The following is a 13,091-nucleotide window of genomic DNA, read 5'->3' as shown; positions in this document are numbered from 1 at the left end:
TGCCGCGCTGCGACCTCGGCTCAGGGCGTCGGCGAAGGGCGATGGGCCAGTGCGATCCGCCATCGTGCGCTGGTCTCCTCCGGCGCGGTGGCGGGGCCGACGACAGCGGAGCCATCGCCCGGTATGGCGATCTCGTCGCCCTCGAAGGCGGTGACGATCAGGTCGCCCTCCCGGCTGCGGATCATCAGCCGGACCACTGACCCCTCGCCCGTGTGTCCGACCCGCATGATCCCCACCAGGGTGCTGCCGAGCATGGCCTGGGTGCCCTGCGGGTGATCGATGAAGTCCATCATCGTCTCCTCACTCTCCGGCGGTCGGTGCGTCGACATAGTTCGTGCGCCGGAAGTTCTCCTGGAACTCGGCCTCCGTCAGCCACAGGCTCCCTCCGGGATTCTCGTTCACCTGAGCATTCGGGCCCCACGGGTTCTGCACCCTGATCATCTGCTCCATGGTGCCGGAGCCGGGCGGGTGCTCCCGCATCTCGACTGCATCGACCACATACGAGTGGTTGGGGACGATGTTGTCGGCCTCGACGTGATCCCTCTCGAAGATCCACCATCCGTTCTCCTCGACCTGCGTGTCGACGACGACCGGACCGTCCTCGAGATACCCCTGGATGTCCTCGAGAGTCGCGCCGTCGTCATAGCGGGCGTCGTTGCCGGTGATCATCTCGAGAGCGAGCTCGGGCTGGTCCGCGACGATGTCCCCGTACGAACCTCCCATGTATTCCGCCGCGGCCTTCTCATAGATCGAGGCCCAATTCGGCTGGCCGTCCCCACCCTTGGTTCCGGCGGCGTTGAACGTGCCCTCGACGGTGATCTCCACAGGTTCCCCCTCGTGATACATGGTCACCGTGTAGGTCCCGTCGCCGTTGTCGGAGATCTGCTCCCGGAGCCATGCGGGGTCGGCGCGGGCCGTGGCGCCGAGCGAAGCGAGGAACCAGCAGTCCCCGATACCGCGCTGGCTGATGTCATCGACGCTGAAGGGCCTGCCGTCGAGATCGATGTCCTGGTCCGGCGCGTGATGCCCATCCTCCGCGTGGGGATCGGACTTGTCCCAGTCCTCGATCCCCGGAGGTATCTCCGGATCCCCTTCCCGGTCCTCGGGATGCAGATCCGTCCGGCTCCCATCCTCATTGCTGGACTCGCCCCGATATCCCGAGGACGTGCCGTCACCACCCTGCGACCATCCCTCCCCGTCGCCCCCGGGGCCTCCAGCCGGGTCGGCGTCGGAGGCGGCATCCTGTTCGTCGGCATGGCTCACCAGCTCGTCCTTCCGGCGCCGGAGATGATCGGCGCAGGTCGCGAAGGCCGGTCCGACCTGAGCGTGCCACGTCTGCCGGAACGCCTCCGCGTCCTCGCCGATCCATCCGACCCTGTCGATCGAGACGCTGAGTCCTTCGAAGAGCCGGTCCAGGTCTCCAGCACCTCTACCTATCGACCCTCCGGCATCACGAAGCTGCTCGGTGTGCGCGCCGAGGAATGCGTTCATCGAGGTCCCCCTTCTCCTCGGTCGCTAGAGTATGGCGGGAAGAGGGCCGCCACCAGGGGGAGAACTCCCCATGGCAGCGTCCCGAGGCGTCCGGCCCACCGGGTCTCACGACGCAGCAGCAATCGCCATCGACCCGGGGGCAGAGCAGTGAGCGCGGAGCACCTCGAGAGTCCTCATGAGCCTGGGGTGGCGTCCGTGCCTGGGGTGACGTCACGGCGCCGCACCGTCTTCGCTGCACTGTCGATCGTGCTGGGCACGCTCGGCGCCGCGTGGTCGGGCGTGGCCACGGCGCTCATGATCGAGTCCGCCCGCGTCACGTACTACCTGCCGGCGCCGGATTCGACGGTGGCCACCGAGCACCATGACTGGCATCTGCCCTCTCTGCTGCTGACGCCGCTCGGCGCCCTCGCCCTCGTCCTCGCGCTGACCGCCCTCGGGCTCGGGGGAAGGGGGCTCGTGCGCCGTCGCGGGGTGCGAGGCTGGGTGCTCGTGCTGCCCTGCCTCGCCCTGGTGCTCGCCACTGCCGTGCTGGCCCTCGCCGCCGGGATGTCCCAGGACACGTACTGAGCAGGACTCGCGCTGAGCGGGCTATGTGCTGAGCGGGACTCGTGCTGAGCGGGCGCGATTCCCCACCGTCGGTGAGGCCCTAGGATTCGCTCGTGCCTGATGCGCTGAACCCGTCCGATCCGCGGGCCCCTTCCGATCCGCGGATCCCGTCCGCTCCGCAGACCCCGCCGATCCCCCCGATCTCCTCGCGCGACGCGCCCCGCTTCGGCAGCGCCGAGCGGAAGAGTGCCCTCGCCGCCGCCTTCCAGGAGCAGGGCGAGGACTACGACCGCCTCCGCCCCGGATACTCGGACGTCGTGCTCGACGAGGTCCTCGCGCAGGTGCCGGCCGGATCATCTGGGGTTCCTGCGCGTGCGATCGACCTCGGCGCAGGCACTGGCAAGCTGTCCTGGGCGCTCGTGGGCCGAGGCCTCGAGGTCACCGCGGTGGACACCAGCGCCGCGATGCTCGATACCGCGCGTGATGGCCGGCCGACGGGGGAGGGAAGCGCGCCGCTGACCACCCACCTCGCCTCCGCCGAGTCGACCGGGCTGCCCGCCGGTTCTGCCGAGCTGGTCACGGTCGCCCAGGCCTGGCACTGGTTCGACGCCGAGGCGGCGTCGGCCGAGGTGGTGCGGCTGCTGGCACCCGGGGGCGTGCTCGCGCTGGTGTGGAACATGCTCGATGTGACGATCCCCTGGGTGCACCGCCTCTCGCGGATCATGCACGCCGGCGACATCCACCGTGAGGACTTCCTGCCCACCGTCGGGGCGGGGCTCGAGCTCGCGGGACGCAGCGTCCACTCGTGGGAGGACCCGATGCCCACCCAGGACGTCATCGACCTCGCCCGCACCCGCAGCTACGTCATCACCGCTCCCGAGGAGCGCCGCGCGAAGGTGCTCGCGAACCTCGACTGGTACCTCCACGAGCACCTGGGCCATGCGCCGGGCACCACGATCGGGGTTCCGTACCGCACCGACGTCTTCCTCTATCGGCCGTCTTCGCAGCGGGGCACACCGCCAACTGTGCACGGGGAGCCGGGGAACCGGGAGCCAGAGGGAGAGCGGGCCGACTGAAGAGCTGGCGCGGAACCGCGGGCTCAGCCCTCCGGGCCGCCGCTGTCGGAGGGGGCGCCCGCCTGATCGGCCGGGGGAGCGATGCTCATGTCGGTGATGCGCCAGCGCTCGCCGTCCCAGGCGATGGTGGCGATCAGCTGGCCGGTCACCTCGGCGAGCTGGTTCGCCTGCAGAGTCGGGTCGTCCACCAGGATGGACTCCTCCTGGGTGAAGTCGGCGACCACGGTGCCGGTCGCGGGCGGCTCCCCGGTGCCCTCGAACGCCGTCGAGTGGACCGTGAAGGCGCCGTCGACGAGGTAGCCGCCCTGCGCGTCGAGCGTCTCGGCGTTGCTGAGGAAGCTCACGCACACCTGACAGTTGGGGTCGATGGAGTTCTCCCAGACTGAGACGTCGCCGCTGCTCATCATGTAGTCGTAGGACTCGAGCAGGTAGGTGAGCGTGGCCTGCGCGCCCTCGCTGCTCTGCTCGGTCAGCCCCGCGGGCTCGGCAGGGCGGGGCAGCTCGGGGCGGGGCGGCTGCGCGGCGGGGTCTGCCGTCGGCCGGTTCTCCGGGTTCTGAGGGTCCTGCCCGCTCTCGACCGTCTGCTGCTCAGAGCTCGGACCCCGCAGCTGGCCGAGCCCCATCACGCCGAGGGGGACCACCAGCAGGACCGCGAGCGCGATGATGATGAGGCGTTGGACTGGTCGATTCACCTGCCCCACGGTAGACGACGCACCCGGGCGGACAGAGGGGGAGGTGGTCGCCGCCACGTGCAGTCCAGGTGCCCTCGCCGCAGGGGCTCCGGCGCATCGCCCGTCGGCTCCGGCGCCCTGGTTCCGCCCTGCGCGGATCCGCCCTAAGTTGGATGCGGCCGCACGGCGGGAAAGCCTATGCTTCCCGGGTCGACAGGTCCGTGCCCGGGATCGTCGGTTCTTCGGAAGGAAACCTGTGACCCTGCTGCGCCTGGTGCTGAGGGGCCTGAAGCCGTACTGGATCTGGGTGGCCCTCGTGGTGATCTTCCAGATCGTCGGCGTGCTGGCCGCGCTCTACCTGCCCACCCTGAACGCGGACATCATCGACGACGGCGTCGCCAAGGCGGATGTCCCGGTGATCTGGCAGCTCGGCCGGCTGATGCTGGTCATCTCCTTCGGCAACATCATCGCGCTGGTGATGGCGAACTACTTCGCCGCCCGCTCCGCGATGCGGGTCGGCAAGGACCTGCGCTCGACGGTGTTCGGCCGGGTCAGCTCCTTCTCCCCGCGCGAGCTCGCCGAGTTCGGCACCCCCTCGCTGATCACCCGCTCCACCAATGACGTCCAGCAGGTGCAGATGCTGGTCTTCTTCAGCCTGAACATGCTGGTCCAGGCCCCCGTGACGGGAATCGGGGGTGTGGTCCTGGCGCTGCGGGTGGAGCCGGGGATGGCCTGGCTGATCGCCGTGATGGTGCCGGTGATGCTGGTCGCCGTCGGGATCCTGATCTTCAAGGCCGCGCCGCTGTTCAAGCAGATGCAGGGCAAGATCGACGACATCAACGGGGTGCTGCGCGAGCAGATCACCGGCATCCGGGTGCTGCGCGCCTTCGTGCGCGAGGACCGGGAGCGCGAGCGCTACGGCGTGGTCAACGGCCAGCTCACCGACCTGAACCGTCGGATCGGCCTGCTGATGATCCTGATCAACCCGATCATCATGTTCATCCTGAACGTCTCCAGCGTGCTGGTGCTGCTGGTCGCCGCGCCGCGCATCGACTCGGGGCAGATGGAGATCGGCTCGATCACCGCCTTCATCGCCTACCTGATGCAGATCCTGATCGCGGTGATGATGGCGACCTTCATGACGATGATGATCCCGCGCGCGATGGTCTCCGCCGATCGCATCACCGAGGTGCTCGAGACCGAGACCAGCGTCCACCAGCGCACCGACGGGATCCGCGACCTCGAGGGGCCTGTCGAGCTGACCTTCGACCAGGTCTCCTTCACCTATCCGGGCGCCGAGCGCCCGGTGCTCGAGGACATCTCCTTCACCGCCCGCGCCGGGCAGACCGTCGCGATCATCGGCGGCACCGGCGCCGGCAAGACCACCCTGATCAACCTGGTGCCGCGACTGATGGACGCCACCGAGGGCAGGGTGCTGCTGAACGGGCACGACGTGCGCGATCTCGATGCGCGGGTGCTCTGGGACCGGGTGGGCCTGGTCCCGCAGCGGCCCTATCTCTTCTCCGGCACGGTCGCGAGCAACCTGCGGTTCGGGGATCCGAGCGCCGACGAGCAGGACCTCTGGCATGCGCTGACCGTCGCGCAGGGCCGTGACTTCGTCGCCTCGATGCCCACGGAGCTCGACTCCCCGATCGCGCAGGGCGGCACCAACGTCTCCGGCGGTCAGCGGCAGCGGCTGTGCATCGCCCGGGCGCTGGTCGCGAAGCCCTCCCTGTACCTGTTCGACGACTCGTTCAGCGCGCTGGACCTCACCACCGATGCCAAGCTGCGCGCCGCGCTGGTCCCGGAGACGAAGGATGCCCTGATGCTGATCGTCGCCCAGCGGGTCTCGACCATCACCGCCGCGGATCTGATCCTGGTGCTGGACAACGGCCGGATCGTGGACCAGGGCACCCATGCCGAGCTGCTCGAGGGCTCGGAGACCTATCAGGAGATCGTCCGCTCGCAGGGCGTCGAGGAGGAGGTGGCCTGATGACTGCTCCGAAGAACACCCCTCAGCGTCCGGAGGACCCCGCGACCCCCGTCGGCTCCCAGGCTCCTGCGACCCCCGCCGGGGACGAGGCATCCACCGCTGCGGAGATCGCCGCGGAGAAGGACGCCGCGCGCGGACTGCGGCCCGGCCAGAGCGCGAAGAACTTCTGGCCGTCGACCAAGCGTCTGCTGCGGGAGATGGGCCCCGAGCGCGTCTACCTGTTCCTCGCGATCGCGGTCGGCGTCGTCTCGGTCGCGTTCAGCGTCGTCGGCCCCAAGATCCTGGGCCGCGCCACGGACATCATCTTCACCGGCCTGCTCTCGAAGAACCTGCCCGCGGGCGCCGACCCGGCCGACGTGATCGCGCAGCTGCGCGCCGACGGCGAGGAGCAGTTCGCGGACCTGCTCTCGGGCATGACCCTCACGCCCGGCGTGGGGATCGACTTCGATGCGCTGTACCAGACGCTCGGGCTCGCCGTCGGCCTCTTCGCCGTCTCCGCGCTGCTGATGTGGCTGCAGGGCGTGGCCCTGAACCGGATCATCTACCGCATGGTCTCGCGCCTCCGCCGCGACATCGAGGAGAAGCTGCACCGGCTGCCGCTGGCCTACTTCGATCGGATGAAGCGCGGGGAGATCCTCTCGCGCGTCACCAACGACATCGACAACATCCAGAACACCCTGATGAACACGGTCACCGGGCTCGTGAACTCGATCCTGACGGTGTTCGGCGTGCTGATCATGATGTTCACGATCTCCTGGCAGCTCTCCCTGATCGCGCTCGCGGTGATCCCGGTCGCGCTGGTCCTGACGAGTGTCGTCGGCAAGCGCGCGCAGAAGCTGTTCGCCCAGCAGTGGGACGCCACGGGCGTGGTGAACTCCGAGGTCGAGGAGGCCTACACCGGGCACGGCCTGGTGACCGTCTTCGGCCGACGGGACGAGGTCGCCGCCCGCTTCGAGGAGCGCAACGAGACCCTGTTCCGCGCCACCTTCGGTGCCCAGTTCGTCTCCTCCCTGATCATGCCGCTGATGATGTTCGTGGGGAACCTCAGCTATGTCGCGATCGCAATCGTGGGTGGGCTGCGGATCATCTCCGGCCAGCTCACCCTCGGCGACGTGCAGGCGTTCATCCAGTACTCCCGCCAGTTCACCCAGCCGCTCTCGCAGGTCGCCTCGATGGCGACGATGCTGCAGTCCGGCGTGGCCAGCGCCGAGCGGGTCTTCGAGCTGCTGGACGCCGAGGAGCAGGAGCCGGAGACCACCGTGGACACCGCCGCGGCGGGCATCGGCGAGGGTCGGGTCGAGTTCGAGCATGTGGCGTTCTCCTACAGCCCCGACCGCGAGCTGATCCGCGACCTCTCGCTGGTCGCGGATCCCGGGCACACGGTGGCGATCGTGGGGCCGACGGGAGCGGGCAAGACGACGCTGGTCAACCTCGTGATGCGGTTCTACGAGGTCGGAGGTGGCCGGATCACGATCGACGGCATCGACATCCGCGACCTCACCCGCGCCCAGCTGCGCGAGCGCACCGGCATGGTCCTCCAGGACACCTGGCTGTTCAAGGGCTCCCTCCTGGAGAACATCCGCTACGGCCGCCTGGATGCGAGCGACGAGGAAGTCATCGAGGCGGCGCGCGCCACCCACGTCGACGACTTCGCCCGGCAGCTGCCGGACGGCTACGACACCGTCGTGGACGACGACGAGACCACCCTGTCCGCCGGTGAGAAGCAGCTGGTGACCATCGCCCGTGCCTTCCTCGCCCGGCCCAGCCTGCTGATCCTGGACGAGGCCACCTCGAGCGTGGACACCCGCACCGAGGTGCTCGTGCAGAAGGCGATGAACGCGCTGCGCGCGGGCCGCACCTCCTTCGTGATTGCCCACCGCCTCTCCACGATCCGTGACGCGGATCTGATCCTGGTGATGGAGGACGGCGACATCGTGGAGCAGGGGAACCACGAGCAACTGCTCGCCGTCGGCGGCGCCTATGCCCGGCTGTACCGCTCGCAGTTCGAGGGCGCGGCGGTGGACATCGACGCCGGGGAGCTCGCCGGCGTCGGCGAGGACGAGGTGGCGACGACCACCGGGGGGATGGCGCTGGGCCGGTGAGCCGGTGGCGTCGCTGGTGAGCCTCCCGACAGCAACTTGTTTCCATGCAAACCTATGAATACTATTCATCGGTGACTTCTTCCCGCCCCCGTCGGCACCCCCGTCGCCGCACTCTGCTGCGGGCCGCGCCCCTGGCTCTGGCCATGGCGGCGCTGACCCCGGCGCTGGCCTCCTGCACCCGTGCCTCCGAGCGCCTGGACGCCGAGTCCAACGCCGTGCCCGAGGTCGACCTCTCCGACATCGCCGAGGTGCCCGAGATCGCCGCGCTGGTCCCGGCCGCGATCCGCGAGCGCGGCGAGCTCGTCAACGGCGCGGCGCTGAACTATGCCCCGGGCGAGTTCGTGGGCTCCTCGGGCGAGGCGATCGGCTACGACATGGACATCCTCGCCGGGATCGGCAAGGTGCTGGGGCTCGGGACCCGTACCGAAGCCGCGGTGTTCGCGCAGATCATCCCCGCCGTCGGCTCCACCTATGACGTCGGGATCTCGAGCTTCACCGTCAACGAGGAGCGGCTCGAGGCGGTCAGCATGGTCTCCTACTTCCAGGCGGGCATCTCCTACGCCGTCAAGGCCGGGAACCCCTTTGGCATCGACCCGGACGACCTCTGCGGCAAGCGCGTCGCCCTCCAGGTGGGCACCTACCAGGAGGAGCTGTCCATCGAACGCTCCCAGGAGTGCCGGGACGAAGGCGCGGCGGCGTATGACCTGCTCGCCTACGCCTCCAACTCCGATGCGGCGACGAACGTCGCCGGCGGCAAGGGCGACATCCTGATGGCCGACTCCCCGGTGACCGCCTACGCCATCGCCCGCTCCCGCGGGACCCTCGAGGAGATCGGCGAGATCGAGGAATCGGCGCTGAACGGCATCGTCGTCGCCAAGGACCAGCCCGAGCTGGCCGAGGCCCTGCGCGCCGCCGTGCAGCACCTCATCGACTCCGGCCACATGGAGCGCATCCTCGCTGCATGGGGCAATGAAGCAGGCCTGATCCCGACCGCGGAAGTGAACCCCCAGCCGTGACCATCACCCCGAACCCCGCCCCGTCCCCGTCGGCCCCGCCGCCCGCCACGGAGCGCTTCACACCGATCCGCGCCAAGGCCGCCCCGCGCCCCGGCACCTGGGTCTCCGCCGTCATCGCGGCGCTGCTGGTCCTGGGCCTGATCTGGTTCCTGGTGACCAATCCGGTGCTCGAGTGGGGCACCGTGGCCACCTATCTACTGGACGTCAAGGTGATCCAGGGCGTCGGCTGGACGCTGCTGCTGACGGTGCTGTCGATGGTGCTGGGCACCGTCGTGGCGCTGACCGCGGCGATCATGCGTCGCAGCGACAACCCGGTGCTGCGCGGCGTGAGCTGGGCGTACATCTTCATCTTCCGCGGCATCCCGGTGTACACCCAGCTGGTGTTCTGGGGCCTGTTCACGGTGATCGTGCCCAAGATCGTGATCGGTGTGCCGTTCGGGCCCGAGCTGCTGAGCTTCTCCACCCGCGACCTGCTCACCGCCTTCTGGGCGGCTGTGATCGGTCTGGGCCTGAACGAGGGGGCCTATCTCGCCGAGATCATCCGCTCCGGACTGAACTCCGTGGACAAGGGTCAGACGGAGGCGTCCAAGGCGCTCGGCATGAGCAACGGGAAGATCCTGCGCCGCATCATCGTCCCGCAGGCGATGCGCGTGATCGTGCCGCCGCTCGGGAACGAGACGATCGGCATGCTCAAGACCACCTCGCTGGTGCTCGCCGTGCCCTTCACGCTCGACCTCACCTTCGCCACCAACGGCATCGCCAACAAGCTGTTCACCCCGATCCCGCTGCTGATCGTCGCGGCCCTGTGGTACCTCGCGATCACCAGCGTGCTGATGGTGGGCCAGCACTTCCTCGAGAAGCACTTCGGTCGCGGCTTCGACGACCGCACCCCGGCCACCGGCCGCGGCAGGCGCTCCCGCCAGGCGGCGGTCAACAGCGCCGGCACCACCCCGCAGAACCCGCTCCCGGAGGTGGAGCTGTGATGAGCCAGAACCCCCAGAACCCCGCGCCTGGCCGCGCTCGCGCGGCCCGCACCGTGATCCAGCTCGATGGCGTCCACAAATCCTTCGGTGACCTGCACGTGCTGAAGGACTGCGAGCTCACGGTGCGCTCCGGCGAGGTGGCCGTGCTGGTGGGCCCTTCCGGTTCCGGCAAGTCCACCCTGCTGCGCTGCATCAACCAGCTCGAGGAGCCCAGCGCCGGGCGCGTCCTGATCGACGACGTCGTGCAGGGCTATGCCCCCGATCCCCTGCCCGACGGCCGCTGGCAGAAGCTCACCTCCGCCCAGATCGCTGCGCAGCGCTCCCGCATCGGCATGGTCTTCCAGCGCTTCCACCTGTTCCCGCACCTCACGGCGCTCGGCAACGTGATGGAAGCGCCGGTGCAGGTGCGCGGTCTGCCCAAGGCCGCGGCGGAGAAGAAGGCTCGGGCGCTGCTGGACCGGGTGGGCCTCGCCGATCGCGCGGACCACTACCCCTCCGAGCTCTCCGGCGGGCAGCAGCAGCGCGTCGCGATCGCCCGGGCGCTCGCCATGGATCCCGAGCTGATGCTCTTCGACGAGCCCACCAGCGCCCTGGACCCGGAGCTGGTCTCCGAGGTGCTCACCGTCCTCAAGGATCTCGCGGCCGACGGGATGACCATGGTCGTGGTGACCCACGAGATGGGCTTCGCCCGCGAGGTCGCCGACCAGGTGGTGTTCATGGACGAGGGTCGCATCCTCGAGCGCGGCACCCCCGAGCAGGTCATCGACCACCCCGAGTCCGAACGGCTGCAGGGCTTCCTGGCCTCGGTGCTCTGAGCGCCCGCCTGGCCAGCCGGCCCAGCCCCGCCCCGCCTGCCCTGCCCCGCCTGTCCTGCCCCGTCGGCCCAGCCCGCCGCTCCCCGTGGGCCACCGCTTCTCTGTCTCGGGCGAGGTCGTGAACGCGCCACAGCCGTTCAACCCTCACCACAGACTGAGTTCCGGTGGCAGGCCCGCCACCGACGCAACGCAGGGTGCCCCCTGCGTAGGGGACACCCTGCACGGGCAATGGCCAGCGTCCGGCCGCTGGAGACGGTCGCTGCTGATCAGGGTGCCGGGATCTCGAACTCGCCGCGGAACTCGGGGACGGTGGCGTCCTCACCGAGGATCTTCATCTCCGGTCGGAGGTAGGCACCCTTGAGGGTGTCCCCGGTGGTCTCGACGTAGATCGGGATGTAACCGGTGCCCTCGCCATCGCTGCGGGGGGTGCCGTCGAAGTACTCGAATCCGGCCGCGATCAGCTCGTCGTCGGCGGTGCTGGCGTAGTTGACCTCTTCACCGCCGTCGTCGAGGAAGAAGTCCTGCTGGCTGATGACCCCGCCGAACTGGTCTCCTGCTGTCACCTTCACCTCGAGGTAGATCATCTCTCCGTCAGGATTGTCGCTGGCCAAGTAGTACTCGGTGTCGTTGCCGCGCACCGCGGAGGCGATGGTGATCACGTCGCCGGTCTCCTCGTCAGTGAACTCGGTGCCGATCTCCACCACGGTGCCTGCGGCGACGCCTGCTGCCTCATCCCCCTCGGAGGAGTCGTCCCCCGCGGCGGCCGCGTCGTCACCGCCGTCCTCGGTGCTCTCAGCGGTGTCCTCGGCATCGGCGTCATCCGCAGCTTCCTCCGTGGCGTCGTCTTCCTCCACGTCGGTCTCCGCGTCCTGATCTGCCTCCTGCTCGGTGACCTCGGCGGGCTGCTGCTCGGCGGGAGCCTCGTCCGTGCCGCCGCAGGCGGTGAGTGCCAGCATGGTGGCGGCGGCCAGAGCGGCGCCGCGGGCAATGATCGTGCGGGACATGGAGTCCTCCTCCGGTGGGCAGGGTGCGGCGGAGGCCGTCCTCTGCGGTGAAGGAGCTGCACGGTCGCGCGGCTCCTGGATCTCGGCGCGGGAACGGTGTTCTGTTCCTCGGCCTGTGATGATGCGTCGAGCCTAGGAACGAAGTGCGGCTCGCGCCATGGGGAGGAGTACCCGTGCAGAGCTACCCCATCAGAGGTCCCCATCGTCGAGCGGTGCCCGCCGCGTGCCCCTCGCTCCGCCGACCGGTGCCACCACTGATCTGTCTTAGGCGAGGGCTTGAGCTCTCTACCGCCGCTCGTATCTCACCAGAGACAGAGTTCTGGTGGCGCTCGACCTGCGAGAGGCGCTGGAGTTGTGGGAGGCGCTCGACCTGCGGGTGCCGCTCGACCTGCGGGAGGCGCTCGACGTGCTGCTGGCGAGCTCAGCGAAGTGCCAGCCGCTCGACTTTGCGTCGGCCGAAGACGCCGACCTCATCGATGGCTCGGAGAATGTCCTGCTGGGTCCTGTCCCAGTCGTGCCACACCTGCGCGTAGCTCAGTCGAAGGACCTGCAGCCCGTGCCGGATCGCCCGCAGATCGCGGCGCCGGTCCCGGCGGAAAGCGTCCTCGCCGTCGTGGAACTCCCGACCATCGATCTCCAGGAAGAGGCCGCCGACGTAAGCATCCAGCAGGCCCACCCCGTCCACGAACACCTGCTGTTCGACATGGAACCGCCGCCGCCGCAACCAGCGCACCACCCTCGTCTCGGACCCCGAGTCACTGGCCGTGGACAGAGTCCCGATCCGGGAGCGGATAGCGTCAGGGGAGCGGTCGAGCAGCTGCTGCACCGCCGCAGGGGACAGGAGACGACGCTCCATCGCCGACTCGAGCAGGATCGCGGCGGTCTCCCCGCTGCAACAGCGGAGAGCATGCTCGAGGGCGAGCGGCACGGAGGCGACAGCATCCGGTTCCGGCCAGGATCTGACACGGGGGAGATGGGCGATCATCCCGTCGGGGACGGCACGCCCATCGCCATAACGGTAGACGTGCAGCAGCTCTGCTTCGGGGGAGGCGTCATGCGGCGTCCACAGACCTTGCATCCTGGCAGCATCCACGCAGGTGACGCGGTAGCCGGCGACGAGCGCGCGGACCACTGCGGGGGAGGCGGAGGGCAGAGTGATCCACCCCCGCGCCACGCGCTGCAGCTCACCTCGTTCGAGTGCGGCACGCATCGTCCATGGCGTATGGCCGAAGGCTGCGAGTTCGCTGCGCCGGGCGACGCCGAGCTGTCTCGCGCCGAGGTGAAGCGTGCCCCGGCGCCGACGGTTCGGGCGGAAGGGGATCCCTGCGCTCGCCGGCAGGATCAGTCGACTCGGTCCGTACATGTCCTGAGTCTCGGAGAAGACGGGACGCAGC

General features: G+C 69.2%; 12 protein-coding genes. 7 read left to right on the top strand and 5 right to left on the bottom strand.

Features of this window, described 5'->3' with window-relative positions; all coding sequences use genetic code 11:
* Positions 1-20 precede the first annotated feature (20 nt).
* Complete coding sequence (locus tag Q0937_RS02900; protein ID WP_299299523.1) at positions 21-290, bottom strand: hypothetical protein; 270 nt, start codon at positions 288-290, stop codon at positions 21-23.
* Between the two features lie 10 nt (positions 291-300).
* The gene (locus Q0937_RS02895) at positions 301-1,491 is read right to left on the bottom strand and encodes a C2 family cysteine protease (protein ID WP_299299521.1); all 1,191 of its coding nucleotides are present in this window, start codon (positions 1,489-1,491) and stop codon (positions 301-303) included.
* A 186-nt stretch (positions 1,492-1,677) separates the two neighbouring features.
* Here Q0937_RS02895 and Q0937_RS02890 point away from each other — a divergent pair, with 186 nt between their 5' ends.
* Both Q0937_RS02890 and Q0937_RS02885 read left to right on the top strand, forming a co-directional pair.
* Entirely contained in the window at positions 1,678-2,058 is a 381-nt protein-coding gene (locus tag Q0937_RS02890; RefSeq protein ID WP_299299519.1) for a hypothetical protein, read from the top strand.
* A 179-nt stretch (positions 2,059-2,237) separates the two neighbouring features.
* Positions 2,238-3,113 (top strand): class I SAM-dependent methyltransferase, encoded by an 876-nt coding sequence (locus tag Q0937_RS02885; RefSeq protein WP_299299658.1) that lies wholly within the window; start codon positions 2,238-2,240, stop codon positions 3,111-3,113.
* 23 nt (positions 3,114-3,136) lie between these two features.
* Here Q0937_RS02885 and Q0937_RS02880 read toward each other — a convergent pair whose 3' ends face one another.
* Positions 3,137-3,805: a DUF6318 family protein gene (locus tag Q0937_RS02880; protein WP_299299517.1), complete on the bottom strand. Its 669-nt coding sequence runs from the start codon at positions 3,803-3,805 to the stop codon at positions 3,137-3,139.
* A gap of 235 nt (positions 3,806-4,040) precedes the next feature.
* Here Q0937_RS02880 and Q0937_RS02875 point away from each other — a divergent pair, with 235 nt between their 5' ends.
* The 5 genes from Q0937_RS02875 to Q0937_RS02855 all read left to right on the top strand — a co-directional run bounded on the left by Q0937_RS02875 (position 4,041) and on the right by Q0937_RS02855 (position 10,693).
* Entirely contained in the window at positions 4,041-5,777 is a 1,737-nt protein-coding gene (locus tag Q0937_RS02875; protein ID WP_299299515.1) for an ABC transporter ATP-binding protein, read from the top strand.
* Positions 5,777-7,879, top strand: coding sequence for an ABC transporter ATP-binding protein (locus Q0937_RS02870; RefSeq protein WP_299299513.1), 2,103 nt, complete (start codon positions 5,777-5,779; stop codon positions 7,877-7,879). The genes Q0937_RS02875 and Q0937_RS02870 overlap by 1 nt, the downstream gene beginning before the upstream one ends.
* 71 nt (positions 7,880-7,950) lie before the next feature.
* The gene (locus Q0937_RS02865) at positions 7,951-8,895 is read left to right on the top strand and encodes an ABC transporter substrate-binding protein (RefSeq protein WP_299299511.1); all 945 of its coding nucleotides are present in this window, start codon (positions 7,951-7,953) and stop codon (positions 8,893-8,895) included.
* Between the two features lie 65 nt (positions 8,896-8,960).
* The gene (locus tag Q0937_RS02860; protein ID WP_299299656.1) at positions 8,961-9,878 is read left to right on the top strand and encodes an amino acid ABC transporter permease; all 918 of its coding nucleotides are present in this window, start codon (positions 8,961-8,963) and stop codon (positions 9,876-9,878) included.
* Positions 9,878-10,693, top strand: a complete 816-nt coding sequence (locus Q0937_RS02855; RefSeq protein ID WP_299299509.1) for an amino acid ABC transporter ATP-binding protein — start codon at positions 9,878-9,880, stop codon at positions 10,691-10,693. The genes Q0937_RS02860 and Q0937_RS02855 overlap by 1 nt, the downstream gene beginning before the upstream one ends.
* A gap of 266 nt (positions 10,694-10,959) precedes the next feature.
* On the opposite strand, the gene Q0937_RS02850 is transcribed toward Q0937_RS02855, so the two are convergent.
* Together Q0937_RS02850 and Q0937_RS02845 are read right to left on the bottom strand one after the other, a co-directional pair.
* The gene (locus Q0937_RS02850) at positions 10,960-11,697 is read right to left on the bottom strand and encodes a hypothetical protein (protein WP_299299507.1); all 738 of its coding nucleotides are present in this window, start codon (positions 11,695-11,697) and stop codon (positions 10,960-10,962) included.
* A gap of 421 nt (positions 11,698-12,118) precedes the next feature.
* Positions 12,119-13,060 carry a hypothetical protein gene (locus Q0937_RS02845; RefSeq protein WP_299299505.1) on the bottom strand — a complete coding sequence of 314 codons (942 nt, stop codon included), beginning with the start codon at positions 13,058-13,060 and terminating at the stop codon, positions 12,119-12,121.
* Between the last annotated feature and the right edge of the window lie 31 nt (positions 13,061-13,091).

Origin of the sequence: uncultured Brachybacterium sp., assembly GCF_947500705.1 — a bacterium.
Lineage (GTDB): Bacteria > Actinomycetota > Actinomycetes > Actinomycetales > Dermabacteraceae > Brachybacterium.
This window is presented reverse-complemented; position numbering and strand designations above follow the sequence as displayed.

What these genes read in the sequence shown, in the direction of transcription:
- Q0937_RS02900 (WP_299299523.1), bottom strand. Translation starts at nt 290, where the DNA reads ATGGACTTCATCGATCACCCGCAGGGCACCCAGGCCATGCTCGGCAGC.
- Q0937_RS02895 (WP_299299521.1), bottom strand. Translation starts at nt 1,491, where the DNA reads ATGAACGCATTCCTCGGCGCGCACACCGAGCAGCTTCGTGATGCCGGA.
- Q0937_RS02870 (WP_299299513.1), top strand. Translation starts at nt 5,777, where the DNA reads ATGACTGCTCCGAAGAACACCCCTCAGCGTCCGGAGGACCCCGCGACC.
- Q0937_RS02855 (WP_299299509.1), top strand. Translation starts at nt 9,878, where the DNA reads ATGAGCCAGAACCCCCAGAACCCCGCGCCTGGCCGCGCTCGCGCGGCC.
- Q0937_RS02850 (WP_299299507.1), bottom strand. Translation starts at nt 11,697, where the DNA reads ATGTCCCGCACGATCATTGCCCGCGGCGCCGCTCTGGCCGCCGCCACC.
- Q0937_RS02845 (WP_299299505.1), bottom strand. Translation starts at nt 13,060, where the DNA reads ATGTACGGACCGAGTCGACTGATCCTGCCGGCGAGCGCAGGGATCCCC.